Below are 15503 nucleotides of genomic sequence, written 5' to 3'. Positions count from 1 at the left end.
ATTTCTCTCCGTTCTTCGAACTCCCTCGCGAACGGAAACGAAACAAGGCTCTATGCGTTCCGGCTAAAATGCCCCTGCCGGCTCACGAATTGTTCCGGTTTCTTTCGGCAAACCGGTCAAAAGCGCGTGGACGAAGTCCAGTTTCCGCGCCGTCACGTCCGAAATGACGAAGGGATAGAGATCGGGCAGGCCCATGCAGCGGTTGATCGAGTTGGACGCCTCCGACAGGACCAGCCAGCGGGCGAGGATCCTGTCGAAGGGCTCGGGCACGGTGGCGGGTTCGGACGGCGCTGCCTGCAGTTCGCCGCCGGTATCGCCGCGCGGCAGCGCCTCGGCGTCAACCGTCTCCAGCCGGCCAAGCGGGAAATTCAGCGCATGCACCATCTCCAGCGTGTCGGTGATGTGCAGATAGTGCGCGAAGGTTTCGGCCCAGTCTTCCCAAGGGTGCGACGTCGCATAGGCGGAGATGTGGCCCTGCTGCCAGTCGGGCGCAGCCCCCGTGGCATAGTAGGTCTGCAGCGCCTGCTCATAGTCCGGGCGGTCGTCGCCGAACAAGGCGCGGAAGGCTGCAAGCCTTTGCGGGTCGTCTCGGATCAGACGATCCCAGTAATAGTGGCCGAGCTCGTGGCGGAAATGGCCGAGCAGCGTGCGGTAATTCTCGCCCATTTCGACGCGCCGTCTTTCACGTTCGGCGGAGTCCGCCTCGGCGACGTTGAGCGTGATCAGGCCGTTGTCGTGGCCGGTCAGGATGCGCTCGCCGCCGGGGCCGCCGCCGATCGGATCGGCAAGGAAGTCGAAGGCAAGGCCGGCCTCGTCGCCGGGGTTGTGCTTTGGTGCGGTCGGCAGGCCGAAGGCGAGCAGCGAATAGATGGCGCGCTTCTTGGCCGCCTCGACGCGGATCCAGCGCCGGCGGTTGCCGTCGACCGAGAGGTCCGGGATCAGCTGGTTCAGCGCGCAGGCGCGGCAGAAGGCCTGGCCCGGCTCCGCCCGCCAGTTGCAGGCGCATTCATCGGCATTGGTGCATTGGAAAACGCCGTCGACACCAGACAAGGTAAAGCTTGCCTGCTCGGGATCATAGAGGACGAGGCTGGCGCAGCTCAGGCACTGGGCGTTCTCGAAATATAGGCGGTGGCCGCAATGCGGGCAGTCGAACAGCTTCATTGTGCTCTCAAATCGTCAGAGCCCGCATATAGGGCGGGATCGCCGGCCACCCAAACGCGAGCCGCCGCCCCAGCCGCCGCTATCCAATCGCAAGCAAGGCGGCCACCTGCCGTGCCACGCTCTCTCCCGACAGGCGCGCGCCGCCGCAGGTCTGGATGAGCGGACCGGCCAGGTGCTCGCCGGCGAAGAAGATCTTTTCCGCCACCGGCTGCATCAGCGTGGCGCGCGCTTCGGAACGTCCCGGGCGGGCCGCCGCATACGCTCCGCGCACGAAGCGCTCGCCGCCCCAATTGGTCATCATGGCGCGTGCGACATGCTTGCGGGTGTCGGCACCGAAGATGTTGCAGAGCCGGTCGACGACGAAGTCGATACCCGCCGCCTCACCGGCAGCCGACATCTCCCAGGCGAAGTCGCCGCCGACGAAGCCGACCATCAGGTCGAGATCGAAGGGAAAGCACAGGAAGTAGATGTCGTGCCTGGCCAACCGCTCGATCAACAGATCGTCGAAGGGCTGCAGGCCAAGCCTGGTGCCCCGGATCTCGACCGGCAGCTTGGTCAGCATGCCCATAGGCAGATCGAAGAAGGCGCCAAAATGCGTATCGGGAAGCGCCGGCGAGAATTCGATCTCCTCGAAGGCGAGCACCGCCGGCGAGGCTGTGACGATGACCGCCCTGGCGCGGATGGTGCCGCGATCGGTGACGCAGGCGACACCCGGCACGTCCCAGAGGATCTTGCGCACCGGCGTCGACAGTTCCACCGGCAGGTCTGCCCCGAAATGCGCCACCAGGGCGCCAAACCCTTCCTTGCTGAAATAATTGGGATCGAGATCGGCGGCGGCCTGAAAGTCACGGATCGATATTTCATCCTCGTCGGCGCCAAAATCCATCGGCCCGGCGAAGGTGGCGGCGGCGCGCGGCGCATGTCCCTTGGCGAGGAGTGCCGAAAGGCGGTCGTCGTCGCCTTCTTCCACCTGGTGCGCGGCCAGCAGTTCGAACAGCCGTGCATCGGCGGCCTTCATCTCGGCCTCTTCGACCTCGCTTGCCTTGCGCTGGCGGTAATAGAGATGATCGACATTCATGTCGTGATGGTGAAGCGTCCAGCCGGCGGCCTCGGCCTCGGGAAAATAGGGATTGCGGTCCGCGGCATGCAGCCAGGCGCAGCCGATGTCGAACGGGACGCCGAAATGCTGGTCGCTGGTCCAGGCGCGACCGCCGACGCGGCCCATCGCTTCCAGTAGTTTGAAGGAAAGGCCGGCGGCGCGAATGGTCTTGGCGGCGGCGAGGCCAGCGGAGCCGGCGCCGATGATCACGACGTCAACATCTTCCATGAATGCAAGACCCCCGCCACAATATCTACTTGATCGTAGGCAAATTGCGCGGCATTGGCCAGTGCGGTGGATTTTGAAGGTCCGGTGGCATCAGTGTTCGAAGGCGTTGAAACCGAATTTCGCGCGTAGCCTTGCTGCAAAGACTGCGATTTTCGGCTTCGCCGCATCGGCGCTCTACCGGAGCCAGTGACAATGAACCGGTTCACTGGCAAATTCGCAACCGGGACGTGATTCAGGCAATCAGGAGAAAAGCATGGCATTTCTTGCCAAGGGAAGAATTTTTGCGGCCGCGCTGGTGGCGATGCTTGCGCTGGCGACGGGCGCGCAGGCGGCCAGCTGCGGCAAGAACGGCGCCGGCTTCGAGGCGTGGAAGCAGGAGTTTGCCGCGGAGGCCAGGTCCAACGGCGTCGGTTCGAAGGGTCTGGCCGCTCTGGCCGGCGCCACCTACGCAACAAAGACGATCAGCGTCGACCGCGCCATCCATAAGGCTTTCAGCGGCTCTGTCGAAGAGTTTATGAAGCGCCGCGGTGGGGCCGCGATCATTTCAAAGGGCCGTTCGCTGAAGAAGTCGAACGCGGCGCTGTTCAACAAGATCGAAGCGACCTACGGCGTGTCGCCGGGTGTGTTGCTCGCCATCTGGGGCATGGAGACCGGCTTCGGTTCTTCCTTGGGCAAGCAGAATACGGTCTCTGCCATTCTGACGCTTGCCTATGATTGCCGCCGCCCGGGGTTCTTTTATCCGCATGCCATCGCAGCCCTGAAGCTGGTCGATCGGGGTGCGTTGAGCGCCTCGTCGGTCGGCGCAGCGCATGGCGAGATTGGCCATACGCAGTTCCTGCCCGGAAATGTTTTGCAGTATGGCGTCGGCAACGGGAATCTGCGCGACAAGGCCACGGCGCTGGCCTCCACCGCCAACTTCCTCAAGGCTCATGGCTGGCAGGCGGGTGCGAGCGCGAGCGCGAATATGGGCGCCATTGCCGGCTGGAATTCCGCGAGCGTCTATCAGCAGGCCATCGCCCGCATCGCCACGGCGATCGACGGCGATTGAAAAGACATCCCTGTTCGAAAGAAAGCCCGGCGATCGCCGGGCTTTTTTGTGCCTGTCGCTGCAGATTGGCGAAGGCCGGGATGACGGCCAATCTCCCCCTTGAGGGGGAGATCGGCTGCACCTCTAGCGGTTGCGCGCGGCAAGTGTGCGCAGCCGCAGCGCATTGAGGCGGATGAAGCCGGCGGCGTCCTTCTGGTCGTAGGCGCCGCCGTCGTCCTCGAAGGTGACCAGCGCGTCGGAATAGAGCGTCTTCTTTGACTTGCGGCCGGTGACCATGACATTGCCCTTGTAGAGTTTCAGCCGCACCGTGCCTTCGACGTCTTCCTGGCTCTTGTCGATCATCGCCTGCAGCATCAGCCGTTCGGGCGCGAACCAGAAGCCGTTGTAGATCAGCTCGGCATAGCGCGGCATGAACTCGTCCTTGAGGTGGCCGGCACCGCGGTCGAGCGTGATCGATTCGATGGCGCGATGCGCTGCGATCAGGATCGTGCCGCCAGGTGTTTCATACACACCCCGCGATTTCATGCCGACGAAGCGGTTCTCGACCAGGTCGAGCCGGCCGATGCCATTGTCGCGGCCGAGATCGTTGAGGGCGGCCAGCATGGTCGCCGGCGACAGCTTCTTGCCGTTCAGCGCAATCGGATCGCCCTTGAGGAATTCGATCTCGATTTCGGTGACCTTGTCCGGCGCGTCCATCGGCGAAACGGTGCGCTGGTGGACGAATTCCGGCGGCTCGGTCCACGGGTCTTCCAGCACCTTGCCCTCGGAAGATGAGTGCAAAAGGTTGGCATCGACCGAGAATGGCGCGTCGCCCTTCTTGTCCTTCGGCACCGGGATCTGGTGCTGCTCGGCGAAGTTGATCAGGTCGGTGCGTGATTTGAACGACCAGTCGCGCCACGGCGCGATGACCTTGATGTCGGGGTTCAGCGCATAGGCCGACAGTTCGAAACGGACCTGGTCGTTGCCCTTGCCGGTAGCACCATGAGCAATTGCATCGGCACCCGTCTCCCTGGCGATCTCGACCAGATGCTTGGAGATCAGCGGCCGGGCGATCGAGGTGCCGAGCAGGTAAGTGCCTTCATAGACGGCGTTGGCGCGAAACATCGGGAAGACGAAGTCGGCGACGAATTCCTCGCGCACGTCGACGACGCGGATGTCCTTGATGCCCATCATCTCGGCCTTGCGGCGCGCCGGCTCCAGCTCGCCGCCCTGGCCGAGGTCGGCGGTGAAGGTGACGACTTCGGCGCCGAGCTCGGTCTGCAGCCATTTCAGGATGATGGAGGTGTCGAGGCCGCCGGAATAGGCGAGCACGACTTTCTTGACGTCTTTTGCTTTTGACATTTGGCGGTTCCGCGACAGGAGTTCTCGGCGGGCGAGGTATCACGGCGTTTCCGGCCTGCGCAAGAGACGAACGGTGGCTGGACCAGACGCCGGATCAGTCAGAAGCTGGCAAGGGCAGGACACTTGCGTTATGGCTGCGCCGTCTTTTTGCTGCCTTGAGACCGGCCATGTCCTTCATTCCCGACACCACGACGCTGATCCAGTTTGCCATCGCCACCGTGATCCTGGCGATCACGCCGGGGCCCGACATGACGCTGTTTGTTTCGCGGACACTGAGCCAGGGCCGCGCCACCGGCTTTGCCTCGATGGCGGGTGCGCTGTGCGGCACGCTGATCCACACCACGCTGGTGGTGGTCGGCGTCTCGGCGCTGATCGTCGCCTCGCCGATGGCCTTCTTCGTGCTGAAGGTTTTTGGCGCCGGCTATCTGGTGTTCCTGGCCTGGCAGGCGCTCGCCAGGGGGTCCGCGTTTTCGCCGGAGAAGAAGAGCGGGCCACAAATCTCGTTGTTCCGCAGCTGGGCGGCCGGGCTGGGCGTCAATCTGCTCAACCCGAAGATCATCCTGTTCTTCATGACGTTTTTGCCGCAATTCGTTTCCGCGCACGACCCGAATGCGCCGGGAAAGCTGTTCTTCCTCGGCGTGATGTTCATCGTGCTGTCGATCCCGGTGACGGCGCCGATGGTGTTCGCGGCGGAAAAATTCTCGACGGCGATGAAGGCCAGCCCGCGGGTGACGCGGGTGGTCGATTATCTGTTCGCCGGCGTGTTCTCGGCTTTCGCGCTCAAGATCCTGACGGCCCAGGCGAAGTAGCGGCCTTGTCCTCCTTCCACCAGCTTCCGGCCCAGCGGCCGGCGGCGAGCCAGTAGAAGATGCCGCCGACCATGCCGCAGCCGATCACGGCGGCGATGGCGCGGGGGTCGGTGACGTCGAAATTGGCATCGGCATTCTGATGGACGAAGCCGAGGAAGACCGCGGCAATCACGCCGCCGGCTAGCGCATAGAACAGCCAGTCGCGCCGTCCCAGGATTTCGGCGATCAGGATGACGATCGCAGCCGGCATGAAGGCGAAATAGGCGACGAACAACGCCACGAACGGAATAGAAAAATAGAGCGAGGCGGTCGCCGTCGGGTGGGCCTGGTCCGGTGCATAGCCGAGCGAGGCCAGGAACAGGATGTTGAGGAATGCGCTCGCCGCCAGCGAGGCGACGACATAGCCGACCAGGATCACGGCGAAGCGGATGAGGTAGGCAAAGAGACGGCTCACGCCTCGCCGTGCCCCGCGATCATCATGGCTTCCAGCGCCAGCCGGTCGACTTTGCGCATGCGCTCCGATTCCGACTTGAGCTGGCCGCAGGCGGCGAGGATGTCGCGGCCGCGCGGGGTGCGGATCGGCGAGGCATAGCCGGCATTGTTGATGTAGTCGGCGAACTTCTCGATCGTCTCCCAGTCGGAGCACTGGTAGTTGGTGCCCGGCCAGGGGTTGAACGGGATCAGATTGATCTTGGCCGGGATGCCCTTGAGCAACTTGATCAGCCCCTTGGCGTCCTCGATGGAATCGTTGACGTCCTTCAGCATCACATATTCGAAGGTGATGCGCTTGGCGTTGGAGAGGCCGGGATAGGCGCGGCAGGCGGCAATCAGCTCCTTCAGCGGATACTTCTTGTTGATCGGCACCAGCAGGTCGCGCAGATCGTCATTGGTGGCGTGCAGCGAGATCGCCAGCATGACGCCGATCTCCTCGCCGGTGCGGAAGATCTCGGGCACGACGCCCGAAGTCGAGAGCGTGATGCGGCGCTTCGACAGGGAAAGACCGTCGCCGTCTGAGGCGATCAGCAGCGCTTTCTTCACCGCCTCGAAATTGTAGAGCGGCTCGCCCATGCCCATCATGACGATGTTGGACACTTTGCGTCCCTCGGCCGGCACGATGGCGCCGTCGGGCGTGTCGCGGTCGGGGAAATCGCCGAGCCGGTCGCGGGCGGTGAGCAACTGGGCGAGGATTTCCTCGGCCGTCAGGTTGCGCACCAGTTTCTGCGTGCCGGTGTGGCAGAAGGAGCAGGTCAGCGTGCAGCCGACCTGCGAGGAGATGCAGAGCGTGCCGCGGCCCTCTTCGGGGATGTAGACGGTTTCGATCTCGACCGGCCGGCCGGCGCCGCGCGGCGGAAAACGGAACAGCCATTTGCGGGTGCCGTCGGCGGAAATCTGCTCCTCGACGATCTCGGGCCGGGCGACGGTGAAGTGCTTGTCGAGCTCGGCGCGCAGATCCTTGGAGATGTTGAACATGCCGGCAAAGTCGGAAACGCCGCGTACATACATCCAGTGCCAGAGCTGCTGGGCGCGCATTTTCGACTGGCGCTCCGGCACGATGCCGGCACCGACAAGGGCTTCCCCAAGCTCGGCCCGCGTCAGGCCGATCAGCGACGGTTTTTCAGCCGACGCGGTGCGGGCACGCAACGCGTCACGGGCGCCGTCGGCGGTCAGATCGAACGAAAGGGTCATGGTTGCGCCAATATAAGCGGTTTGCGGCCGATTTCAGCATCGTGCCCGAAATGAAGCGCGGCGCATAGCACAGGTTGCGCGCGGAGTCATGCGGGGGAGCGGTGACTCTCCTTCTCCCCTTGTGGGAGAAGGTGGATCGGCGCGCAGCGCCGAGACGGATGAGGGGTGTTGGAAGGAATGAGGCGTTGGCTGGGTATCGCCGCCGTTAGTCAGTCAGCGTCTAGGCGGAGCGTTCCGCCAAGCTGGAACACCCCTCATCCGACCGTGCCTATTTGCACTTGGCGATCGACGACAGCGCCGCCGAAATGCCCTTCAGCGAAAAGACGTAGGTGGTGGTGTTGCCGCGGCCGGACTTGGCCGACACCTTCATGTCGGTGCCGGTCTTCATGGCGGCGATCAGCACCGGCTCCTCGGCGGCGTTCTCGACCCAGGCCGACTTGCCGCGCGTGAACATCGAGAAGGATTTCTTGTCGATGGTGACGGTGGCCTTGGAGCCCTCCTGGAAATTGTAGCCGGCGATGAATTGCGGCTCGTAGGAGACTTGCTGTCCCGGCCGCTGGCTGACGAAGAAGAACATGTCGCCATGGTCGAGCGTCGGCGGCTGCTTGTCGGTCGGCACGGTGAGCACGTAGCAGACCTTGCCGCCGGATGCCTGGTAGCTGTAGGTGCCCCAGGCATTGTGCTGGCCGATCTTGGTCGCCGACTGCGCCAGCGCCGGCGCGGCCAGGGCCACCAGGACTAGGCTGGAAACTGTAGCAATCAATCCGCGCATCGTTTTTCCCGTATTCCAACTGGTGCGGCGGCAGGCCGGTCTGGCGTCCTGCCCGTCGCTTCATTTTGATTTAATCTGGGTTACCAAACGGTGAATTTTCCTCAAGAAAAGGACCCACACCCCAGGAAACCGCCGCCATCACCGCACTGCTGCTCGAAAAGCAGCAGCGCGACGTCCCTGTCTCGGACTTGGAGGCCACGAAAGCGGCAAGAGTTTGTCTTTTCAAACCACCCCTGCGTGTGCTGTGCCGGCTCAGCTCTTGTCGGCAATCGCCTGCTTGGCAGCCTGCCGGTGCGCCGGGGTGATGTGGGCGCTGACGGTGGTGATCGCGGCCGTCAGCACGGCGATATCGTCGGTGAAGCCGAGGCCGAGCACGAAATCGGGGATGAAGTCCACCGGCAGCACGAAGTAGCTGAGTGCCGCCACCAGGATGCCCTTGGCGCGCAGCGGCGTGTTCTTGTCCATGGTGCAGTAATAGGCTGCCACCACGTCCTCCATAAACGGGATCTGCCGGGCAGCCTTCTTGGCGGTGCGCCAGAACTTCTCGCGTACCTCACGCTCGCCGGCAAGCTTGTCGCCAAAGCCGAAGAAATCAAAACCGGAATCTTGCGCCATCAATCTCTCCTTGCAGGCGGCTGCGTATCGTTCAACGCGCGGCTGCGAGCAAAAATGTGGTGAAAGCCGACCCCCGCTGCAAGATGCCGGCGCCGATTTGGCATGCTGGGCCTGTCGCGGGGCGTCACTCAGCCGCCGAAATAGCGGTTCATCTTCTTCGCCAGTTCGATATCGAGAGCGGTCACGCCGCCGGCATCGTGCGTGTTCAGCGTGACGTCGACGGTCTTGTAGACGTTCGACCAGTCCGGATGATGATCCATCTTTTCCGCCGCAAGCGCGACGCGGGTCATGAAGGCGAAGGCCTCGGAGAAGTTCTTGAAGACGAAGCTGCGCTTGATCGAAGCGCCGTCGGTAGCCAGCGACCAGCCGCCCAGTTCAGCAAGGGCAGCAGCGATAGCGTCCTTGCCCAGTTTCTCTCTCGTCATGTCGGATTCCTGTGCTATTCGAAAAATGACCCTCACCATAATGCATGTCGCCCAGAAGTGCGTCGCGGTTTTGGGATAACGACATCCACAAAAATAGCGCCGGATCGATGAGCGCAAAGCCCATAAAGTCCATTCTGTTCGTCTGTCTCGGCAACATCTGCCGCTCGCCGCTGGCCGAGGGTGTTTTTCGCGCCGTTTGGAGTGAGCGTGCAGGGGACCTGGGTGCTCGATTCAGCCGCAACCAGCGGCTGGGAGGTGGGCTCGGCCCCCGACCCACGCTCGATCGCGATCGCCACCCGCCACGGCATCGACATTTCCGGACAGACAGCACGCAAAGTTGCGCCAGAAGATTTTCACCGCTTCGACCTGATCCTGGGGATGGACCGGCAGAATGTCCGCGACCTGAAGGCGCTGTCGCCTGCCGCCGTGCACGACCGCATCCATCTTTACCTGAAGTTTGCGAGCGGCAGCGGTCGCGATGTGCCGGACCCTTACTATGACGGGCCGGAGGCGTTCGCGACCGTCTACCGCATGATCCGCGAGGCGTCGGAAGCGCTGGCGACGCGGCTGGCAGTGCGCGTGTCGGCGCCCGACAGCGGCCAGGCTTCCTCGACGATATAGGGGCCGCCGCCGACCGAATCGCGCGACGACATCAAGACGAAGCGGCCAACGCGGAACGGCAGCGTCGAAAAATTGCCGCGCGCCGAAAGATATTGGGCGACGTCGAGCGGACTCGAATTGCGCAAGCGCGCCAGCGTCACATGCGGCGTGAATTTGCGTGGGTCGGCCGGCAGGCCGAGCCGCTGGCAGATGCGGTCGATTTCGGCTTGCAGGCCGGTAAGATCCGGCGAGGCGGAAACGCCGGCCCACACCGCATGCGGCTTTTTCTGGCCGAAAGCGCCGACGCCGGACAAGGCTATCGGGAAGGACGGGCGGTGGACGCGGTCGAGCGCGATGGCGATCTCGTCGGCGACATGGCCCTCGACATCGCCGATGAAGCGCAGCGTCAGATGGTAGTTTTCGACGTCGATCCAGCGGGCTCCGGGCAGGCCGCCCCGGAGCAGGGACAGCGAAAGGGCAGCATCACGCGGAATTTCGAGGGCGGTGAAAAGACGTGGCATGGCAAGCCTCCTGTCCTCGAATCGAACTCACGCCCCTAGCGAATCATCGATATTCAAACGGGGCAAGCGGTTTGTTGGCTCCGCGGTTTCCCCAGCGGCAACCGTGACTTTCCGGCCTCACGACGCACCGCCCGCCCCCGCAATGGCCTTTTCGGCCGTCGGCAGGATACGTTCGACCATCATTTCGACACCCTTGGCGTTGGGATGCAGGCCGTCCTCCAGCCGCAGCCCGGGCTGGCCGGCGACGCCGTCGAGAAAGAACGGGTAGAGCGGAACGCCGTATTTCGCGGCCAGCTTCGGATAGATCGCGTCGAAGGCGTTCTGGTAGTCGGCGCCGAGATTGGGGGCGGCGCGCATGCCGGCCAGAAGCACGGCGATCTTGCGCTGTTTGAGCTTGGCCAGCATCTCGTCCAGGTTCTTTTCGGTGATGCCGGGCGAGACGCCGCGCAGCATGTCGTTGGCGCCGAGCTCGAGGACCACCAGTTGTGTGCCGTCGGGCACCGACCAGTCGAGCCGCGCCAGGCCGCCGCTTGTCGTGTCGCCGGAAACGCCGGCATTGGCGACCGTCACGTCATGGCCCTTGGCGCGAAGTGCGGCCTGCAGCCTGTCGGTAAAGCCTTCGCCGGGGCCAAGGCCGAAGCCCGCCATCAGGCTGTCGCCGAAACCGACGATAGTGAAGGTCTCGGCGCGCGCCGACGAAATCGCGCCGCTGATCGCGGTGAAAAGAACGAGGGCTGCGGCAAGTGTGTGTTTGAAAGCCATGCGGCAGGCCCCATATGAGCGGAACAGTTTTTTGGCGAAGGCAAACTTCGTCCCCTATACAATCCCATATAGGACGCTTTCATTGTGACAGAAGCCGTCATCGTGCTGAAAGACGTATCGCTGACGCTCGGTGAAGGCGCGTCCTCGGTCCATGTGCTGAAGGGCGTCAGTCTCGATGTCGCCGCCGGCGAGGCAACCGGCATCGTCGGCCCTTCGGGCTCCGGAAAGTCGACGCTGCTGATGGTTCTGGCAGGGCTGGAAAGGGTCGATTCGGGTACGGTTCGAATCGCCGGCGAGCTGCTCAACGGCAAAAGCGAGGACCAGATCGCATCGTTTCGTGGGCGAAACATTGGCATCGTCTTCCAGTCCTTCCATCTCATCCCCAACATGACGGCGCTCGAAAATGTCGCGGTGCCGCTCGAACTCGCCGGCCATGCCGATCCGTTCGGTGTGGCGGCACGCGAACTCGCGGCAGTCGGCCTCAGCGACCGCGTCACCCACTATCCCGGTGAATTGTCCGGCGGCGAGCAGCAGCGCGTGGCGATCGCGCGGGCGCTGGCGCCTTCGCCGCGCATCCTGGTCGCCGACGAGCCGACCGGCAATCTCGACCAGGCGACAGGCCGGCAGGTCGCCGACCTCCTGTTCGCCAAGGCGGCCGAGCGCGGCATGACGCTGGTGCTGGTCACGCATGATCCGGCGCTGGCGGCGCGTTGCTCGCGCCAGGTCTCGATGCGCTCTGGACGGATCGAGGACACACCGAGGCCGCTGAAGGTGACGGCCTGATGCCGCTGTCGCAGACGCTGAAGCTCGCCGTCCGCTTCTCGCTGCGCGAAATGCGCGGCGGGCTGTCGGGCTTCCTGATCTTCCTTGCCTGCATCGCGCTCGGCGTCGCGGCAATCGGCGGCGTCAATTCGGTAGCGCAGGCAATCACTGCCGGCGTTGCCAATCAGGGCCAGACGCTGCTTGGCGGCGATCTGCGCTTCCAGCTCAACCAGCGCGACGCGACGCCGGACGAACGTGGTTTCGTCGATCGGCTGGGCGCTGTTTCGCACAGCGCCAGCATGCGCTCGATGGCGCGCCTCGAGGACGGCTCCGACCAGTCGCTGGTCGAGGCCAAGGCGGTCGACGACGCCTATCCGCTCTATGGCGCGCTGGAGACCGAGCCGCAGCTATCGAGGCAGAACCTGTTCGGCGAGAAATCCGGCGTCTTCGGCGCCGTGGCACCCGACCTGCTGTTCGACCGGCTGAACCTCAAGATCGGCGACCGGCTGAAGCTCGGCAGCGCCACATTCGAACTGCGCGCCAGGCTCACCAGCGAGCCGGATGCGGTGTCCGACGGTTTTGGCTTCGCGCCGCGGCTGCTGGTGTCGACCGAAGGGCTTGCCGCATCCGGCCTGATCCAGCCTGGCAGCCTGGTCGAGCACACCTACAAGATCCGCCTGCCCGCCGGCGCCAGCGAGGCTGATATCGAGGCGATCCAGGACCAGGCCGCAGCGGACTTTCCGCAGGCCGGCTGGTCGATCCGCACGCGCAGCAACGCCGCGCCCGCACTGTCCTCCAACATCGAGCGCTTCTCGCAATTCCTGACCCTGGTCGGGCTGACGGCGTTGGTGGTCGGCGGCGTCGGCGTGGCGAACGCGGTGCGCGCCTATCTCGACGGCAAGCGCGGCGTCATCGCCACCTTCAAGAGTCTGGGCGCCTCGGGTGGTTTCGTCTTTGCCGTCTACCTGGTGCAGATCCTGCTGATCGCCGGTCTCGGCATCGTGCTTGGCCTCATCCTCGGCGCCTTGATGCCGTTCGCGGCGAGTGCGGCCCTTCAGTCGGTCATCCCGGTGCCGGCGGAGGGCGGCTTCTATCCCGGCGCGCTTGCCATGGCGGCGCTGTTCGGCCTGCTGGTGACGCTGGCTTTCGCGCTGCTGCCGCTTGGCCGCGCCCGCGACGTGCCGGCGACGGCACTGTTTCGCGAGATGGGCTTCGAGAGCCGCGGCTTTCCGCGCCTGCCCTATGTGGCGGCAGCGGTCGGCATCGCGCTCGCCCTGGCGGCCTTGGCCATCTTGTTTTCCGGCGACCGCCGCATCGCCTCGATCTTCGTCGGCGCCACGCTTTTTGCCTTCCTGGTGCTGCGCCTGGTCGGTTGGCTGGTGCAGTGGGCCGCCAAAAAGAGCCCGAGGGTCCGCTCCGTCGCGCTCAGGCTTGCCATCGGCAATATCCATAGGCCGGGCGCCCTGACCCCCTCGGTGGTGCTGTCTTTGGGACTCGGGCTGACACTGCTGGTGACGCTGGCGCTGATCGACGGCAATCTCAGGCGGCAGATTTCCGGCAGCCTGCCGGAGCAGGCGCCGAACTTCTTCTTCGTCGACATCCAGAGCAGCAACGTCGATGCCTTTTCGGCGCTGGTCGGCGGGCAGGCGCCACAGGGAACGCTGGTCAAGGTGCCGATGCTGCGCGGCCGGGTCATGGCGCTGAACGGCGTCGATGTCGAAAAAGTCAAGGTGCCGGCGGAAGGCGCCTGGGTGCTGCGCGGCGATCGCGGGCTGACCTATGACGACCGCCAGCCTTCGAACGCGACGCTGATGGAAGGCTCATGGTGGCCGCAAAACTATGCCGGCGAGCCGCTGGTGTCGTTCTCGGCCGAGGAAGGCAAGGAGATCGGGCTGAAGCTCGGCGACACCGTCACCGTCAATGTGCTGGGACGCAACGTCACCGCCAGGATCGCCAATTTCCGCCAGGTCGAGTGGGAAACCATGGGCATCAATTTCGTCATGGTGTTCTCGCCCAACACATTTGCAGGTGCGCCGCATGGCTGGCTGGCGACGCTGACCGAGAAGAACGCGTCGGCGGCGGACGATGCCCGCCTGCTCAATGCCGTCACCCGCGCTTTCCCGGCGGTGACGACGGTGAGGGTGAAGGACGCGCTCGATATCGTCAACCGGCTGGTGGCGCAGCTCGGAACGGCCATCCGCGCCGCCGCCGGCGTGGCGTTGATTGCGTCCGTGCTGGTTCTGGCCGGCGCGCTCGCCGCGGGCAACCGGGCGCGCATCCACGACGCTGTGGTGCTGAAGACGCTGGGTGCCACCAGGCGAACGCTGATAGCGGCCTTCTCGCTCGAATATATGCTGATCGGCCTTGCCACCGCGGTCTTCGCTTTGGCGGCTGGCGGGGTCGCTGCTTGGTTCGTCGTCGCGCGCATAATGACCCTGCCATCGCATTTCATGCCGGAAGTGGCGGTGGCAACCATAGGCTTTGCGCTGGTCATCACGGTCGGCATCGGTCTTGCCGGAACCTGGCGGGTGCTGGGGCACAAAGCGGCGCCGGTGCTGCGAAATCTCTGATCCGCAACCGCCTGAATCGGCCCACCTTCGATTAAATCTCGTTAATGTTGCGGCTGGGACGGCTGACAAACCGCAATTTGGCTGCTTCACGAAGCATTACGCTCGGTTACGGTCTTGTTCTTGTCGCCAAGAACCATCATATTCCGCCGCAGGCATGCTGGAGCCCCGCCAGCGGCGCCTGGGCTCGATCGAGCCCGACACCGGACCGGACGGGGCAGAAGCAAAAGAGGATTCCAATGGCTGATCCCATTCGCAATTACCAGACGCGCGCCGTACCCGGCGCCGCCGTCGATATCGATCAGGGCCTGCGCGCCTATATGATCAAAGTCTACAATCTGATGGGGCTTGGCTTGCTCATCACGGGCCTTGCCGCTGTCGGCACGATCATGCTGGCCACCACCACCGATCCGGCCTCGGCGGTTGCAACGCTGCCGAGCGGCGAGATGCTGACCTCCTTCGGCTACGCGATCTTCGGGTCGCCGCTGCGCTGGGTCGTCATGCTGGCCCCGCTGGCCGCGGTATTGTTCCTGTCGTTCCGTGTCCAGTCGATGAGCGTGTCGGCCGCGCAGACGACGTTCTGGGTCTATGCCGGCCTCGTCGGCCTGTCGCTGTCGTCGATCTTCCTTGTCTACACGACGGCCAGCATCTCGCAGACCTTCTTCGCCACCGCTGCCGCTTTCGGCGCGCTGTCGCTCTACGGTTACACGACCAAGCGCGACCTGACCGCGATCGGGTCGTTCCTGATCATGGGCCTGTTCGGCCTGATCATTGCGATGGTGATCAACATCTTCCTGCAGTCGTCGGCTCTGTCCTTCGCCGTTTCGGCGATCGGCGTGCTGATCTTCTCGGGCCTGACCGCCTATGACACGCAGAAGATCAAGGAGATGTATTTCGAGGGCGACGCCACCGATGTCGCCGGTCGCAAGGCGATCATGGGCGCGCTGACGCTCTATCTCGACTTCATCAACCTGTTCATGTTCCTGCTGCAGTTCATGGGCGACCGCCGCTGATTTCGCAGTTGGACCATCGAGTTCCCGGAGGGCGGCCCAACGGCCGCCCTTTTCTTTTGTGCCGGCCTTTGCTGTTATCTCAGGCAGGCAAATG

General features: G+C 64.1%; 15 protein-coding genes and 1 pseudogene. 6 read left to right on the top strand and 10 right to left on the bottom strand.

Annotation, left to right across the window (positions count from 1 at the left end; all coding sequences use genetic code 11):
• Positions 1-63 precede the first annotated feature (63 nt).
• The gene (locus ACFX5Q_RS28920) at positions 64-1161 is read right to left on the bottom strand and encodes a putative zinc-binding metallopeptidase (protein WP_404283389.1); all 1098 of its coding nucleotides are present in this window, start codon (positions 1159-1161) and stop codon (positions 64-66) included.
• 79 nt (positions 1162-1240) lie between these two features.
• Complete coding sequence (locus ACFX5Q_RS28915) at positions 1241-2488, bottom strand: flavin monoamine oxidase family protein (protein WP_404283387.1); 1248 nt, start codon at positions 2486-2488, stop codon at positions 1241-1243.
• 253 nt (positions 2489-2741) lie between these two features.
• Here ACFX5Q_RS28915 and ACFX5Q_RS28910 point away from each other — a divergent pair, with 253 nt between their 5' ends.
• Positions 2742-3536: a lytic transglycosylase domain-containing protein gene (locus ACFX5Q_RS28910; protein ID WP_404283386.1), complete on the top strand. Its 795-nt coding sequence runs from the start codon at positions 2742-2744 to the stop codon at positions 3534-3536.
• A gap of 123 nt (positions 3537-3659) precedes the next feature.
• On the opposite strand, the gene ACFX5Q_RS28905 is transcribed toward ACFX5Q_RS28910, so the two are convergent.
• The gene (locus ACFX5Q_RS28905) at positions 3660-4877 is read right to left on the bottom strand and encodes an argininosuccinate synthase (RefSeq protein WP_404283385.1); all 1218 of its coding nucleotides are present in this window, start codon (positions 4875-4877) and stop codon (positions 3660-3662) included.
• Between the two features lie 167 nt (positions 4878-5044).
• Between ACFX5Q_RS28905 and ACFX5Q_RS28900 the strand changes: the two genes are divergently transcribed.
• Positions 5045-5686 carry a LysE family translocator gene (locus tag ACFX5Q_RS28900; RefSeq protein ID WP_404283383.1) on the top strand — a complete coding sequence of 214 codons (642 nt, stop codon included), beginning with the start codon at positions 5045-5047 and terminating at the stop codon, positions 5684-5686.
• Here ACFX5Q_RS28900 and ACFX5Q_RS28895 read toward each other — a convergent pair.
• The 5 genes from ACFX5Q_RS28895 to ACFX5Q_RS28875 all read right to left on the bottom strand — a co-directional run bounded on the left by ACFX5Q_RS28895 (position 5658) and on the right by ACFX5Q_RS28875 (position 9184).
• On the bottom strand, positions 5658-6140 hold the full coding sequence (locus tag ACFX5Q_RS28895) for a hypothetical protein (RefSeq protein ID WP_404283382.1): 483 nt from the start codon (positions 6138-6140) through the stop codon (positions 5658-5660). The two genes, ACFX5Q_RS28900 and ACFX5Q_RS28895, sit on opposite strands and share 29 nt — an antisense overlap.
• On the bottom strand, positions 6137-7372 hold the full coding sequence (gene rlmN / locus ACFX5Q_RS28890; protein WP_404283380.1) for a 23S rRNA (adenine(2503)-C(2))-methyltransferase RlmN: 1236 nt from the start codon (positions 7370-7372) through the stop codon (positions 6137-6139). The genes ACFX5Q_RS28895 and rlmN overlap by 4 nt, the downstream gene beginning before the upstream one ends.
• A 268-nt stretch (positions 7373-7640) precedes the next feature.
• Positions 7641-8144 (bottom strand): invasion associated locus B family protein, encoded by a 504-nt coding sequence (locus ACFX5Q_RS28885; RefSeq protein ID WP_192181754.1) that lies wholly within the window; start codon positions 8142-8144, stop codon positions 7641-7643.
• Between the two features lie 252 nt (positions 8145-8396).
• Positions 8397-8759, bottom strand: coding sequence for a YkvA family protein (locus ACFX5Q_RS28880; RefSeq protein ID WP_404283378.1), 363 nt, complete (start codon positions 8757-8759; stop codon positions 8397-8399).
• A gap of 128 nt (positions 8760-8887) precedes the next feature.
• Positions 8888-9184, bottom strand: coding sequence for a 4a-hydroxytetrahydrobiopterin dehydratase (locus ACFX5Q_RS28875; RefSeq protein ID WP_404283377.1), 297 nt, complete (start codon positions 9182-9184; stop codon positions 8888-8890).
• A gap of 107 nt (positions 9185-9291) precedes the next feature.
• On the opposite strand from ACFX5Q_RS28875, the pseudogene ACFX5Q_RS28870 reads away from it, so the two are divergent.
• Positions 9292-9805: pseudogene (locus tag ACFX5Q_RS28870) on the top strand (low molecular weight protein-tyrosine-phosphatase).
• Here ACFX5Q_RS28870 and thpR read toward each other — a convergent pair.
• Both thpR and ACFX5Q_RS28860 read right to left on the bottom strand, forming a co-directional pair.
• Positions 9709-10305 carry an RNA 2',3'-cyclic phosphodiesterase gene (gene thpR, locus ACFX5Q_RS28865; protein WP_404283375.1) on the bottom strand — a complete coding sequence of 199 codons (597 nt, stop codon included), beginning with the start codon at positions 10303-10305 and terminating at the stop codon, positions 9709-9711. The pseudogene ACFX5Q_RS28870 and the gene thpR overlap by 97 nt on opposite strands.
• A gap of 117 nt (positions 10306-10422) precedes the next feature.
• On the bottom strand, positions 10423-11067 hold the full coding sequence (locus ACFX5Q_RS28860) for an arylesterase (protein WP_404283373.1): 645 nt from the start codon (positions 11065-11067) through the stop codon (positions 10423-10425).
• Between the two features lie 84 nt (positions 11068-11151).
• Here ACFX5Q_RS28860 and ACFX5Q_RS28855 point away from each other — a divergent pair, with 84 nt between their 5' ends.
• The 3 genes from ACFX5Q_RS28855 to ACFX5Q_RS28845 all read left to right on the top strand — a co-directional run bounded on the left by ACFX5Q_RS28855 (position 11152) and on the right by ACFX5Q_RS28845 (position 15409).
• Positions 11152-11850, top strand: coding sequence for an ABC transporter ATP-binding protein (locus ACFX5Q_RS28855; RefSeq protein ID WP_006202690.1), 699 nt, complete (start codon positions 11152-11154; stop codon positions 11848-11850).
• A complete protein-coding gene (locus ACFX5Q_RS28850) occupies positions 11850-14399 on the top strand; it encodes an ABC transporter permease (protein ID WP_404283371.1) in 2550 nt (849 codons plus the stop codon). The genes ACFX5Q_RS28855 and ACFX5Q_RS28850 overlap by 1 nt, the downstream gene beginning before the upstream one ends.
• A 236-nt stretch (positions 14400-14635) precedes the next feature.
• Entirely contained in the window at positions 14636-15409 is a 774-nt protein-coding gene (locus tag ACFX5Q_RS28845; protein ID WP_192181748.1) for a Bax inhibitor-1/YccA family protein, read from the top strand.
• Positions 15410-15503 lie beyond the last annotated feature (94 nt).

The organism is Mesorhizobium sp. IMUNJ 23033 (assembly GCF_044778005.1).
Taxonomy (GTDB): Bacteria; Pseudomonadota; Alphaproteobacteria; order Rhizobiales; family Rhizobiaceae; genus Mesorhizobium; species Mesorhizobium amorphae_A.
This window is presented reverse-complemented; position numbering and strand designations above follow the sequence as displayed.

What these genes read in the sequence shown, in the direction of transcription:
- ACFX5Q_RS28920 (WP_404283389.1), bottom strand. Translation starts at nt 1,161, where the DNA reads ATGAAGCTGTTCGACTGCCCGCATTGCGGCCACCGCCTATATTTCGAG.
- ACFX5Q_RS28915 (WP_404283387.1), bottom strand. Translation starts at nt 2,488, where the DNA reads ATGGAAGATGTTGACGTCGTGATCATCGGCGCCGGCTCCGCTGGCCTC.
- ACFX5Q_RS28910 (WP_404283386.1), top strand. Translation starts at nt 2,742, where the DNA reads ATGGCATTTCTTGCCAAGGGAAGAATTTTTGCGGCCGCGCTGGTGGCG.
- ACFX5Q_RS28905 (WP_404283385.1), bottom strand. Translation starts at nt 4,877, where the DNA reads ATGTCAAAAGCAAAAGACGTCAAGAAAGTCGTGCTCGCCTATTCCGGC.
- ACFX5Q_RS28900 (WP_404283383.1), top strand. Translation starts at nt 5,045, where the DNA reads ATGTCCTTCATTCCCGACACCACGACGCTGATCCAGTTTGCCATCGCC.
- rlmN (WP_404283380.1), bottom strand. Translation starts at nt 7,372, where the DNA reads ATGACCCTTTCGTTCGATCTGACCGCCGACGGCGCCCGTGACGCGTTG.
- ACFX5Q_RS28885 (WP_192181754.1), bottom strand. Translation starts at nt 8,144, where the DNA reads ATGCGCGGATTGATTGCTACAGTTTCCAGCCTAGTCCTGGTGGCCCTG.
- ACFX5Q_RS28880 (WP_404283378.1), bottom strand. Translation starts at nt 8,759, where the DNA reads ATGGCGCAAGATTCCGGTTTTGATTTCTTCGGCTTTGGCGACAAGCTT.
- ACFX5Q_RS28875 (WP_404283377.1), bottom strand. Translation starts at nt 9,184, where the DNA reads ATGACGAGAGAGAAACTGGGCAAGGACGCTATCGCTGCTGCCCTTGCT.
- thpR (WP_404283375.1), bottom strand. Translation starts at nt 10,305, where the DNA reads ATGCCACGTCTTTTCACCGCCCTCGAAATTCCGCGTGATGCTGCCCTT.
- ACFX5Q_RS28860 (WP_404283373.1), bottom strand. Translation starts at nt 11,067, where the DNA reads ATGGCTTTCAAACACACACTTGCCGCAGCCCTCGTTCTTTTCACCGCG.
- ACFX5Q_RS28850 (WP_404283371.1), top strand. Translation starts at nt 11,850, where the DNA reads ATGCCGCTGTCGCAGACGCTGAAGCTCGCCGTCCGCTTCTCGCTGCGC.
- ACFX5Q_RS28845 (WP_192181748.1), top strand. Translation starts at nt 14,636, where the DNA reads ATGGCTGATCCCATTCGCAATTACCAGACGCGCGCCGTACCCGGCGCC.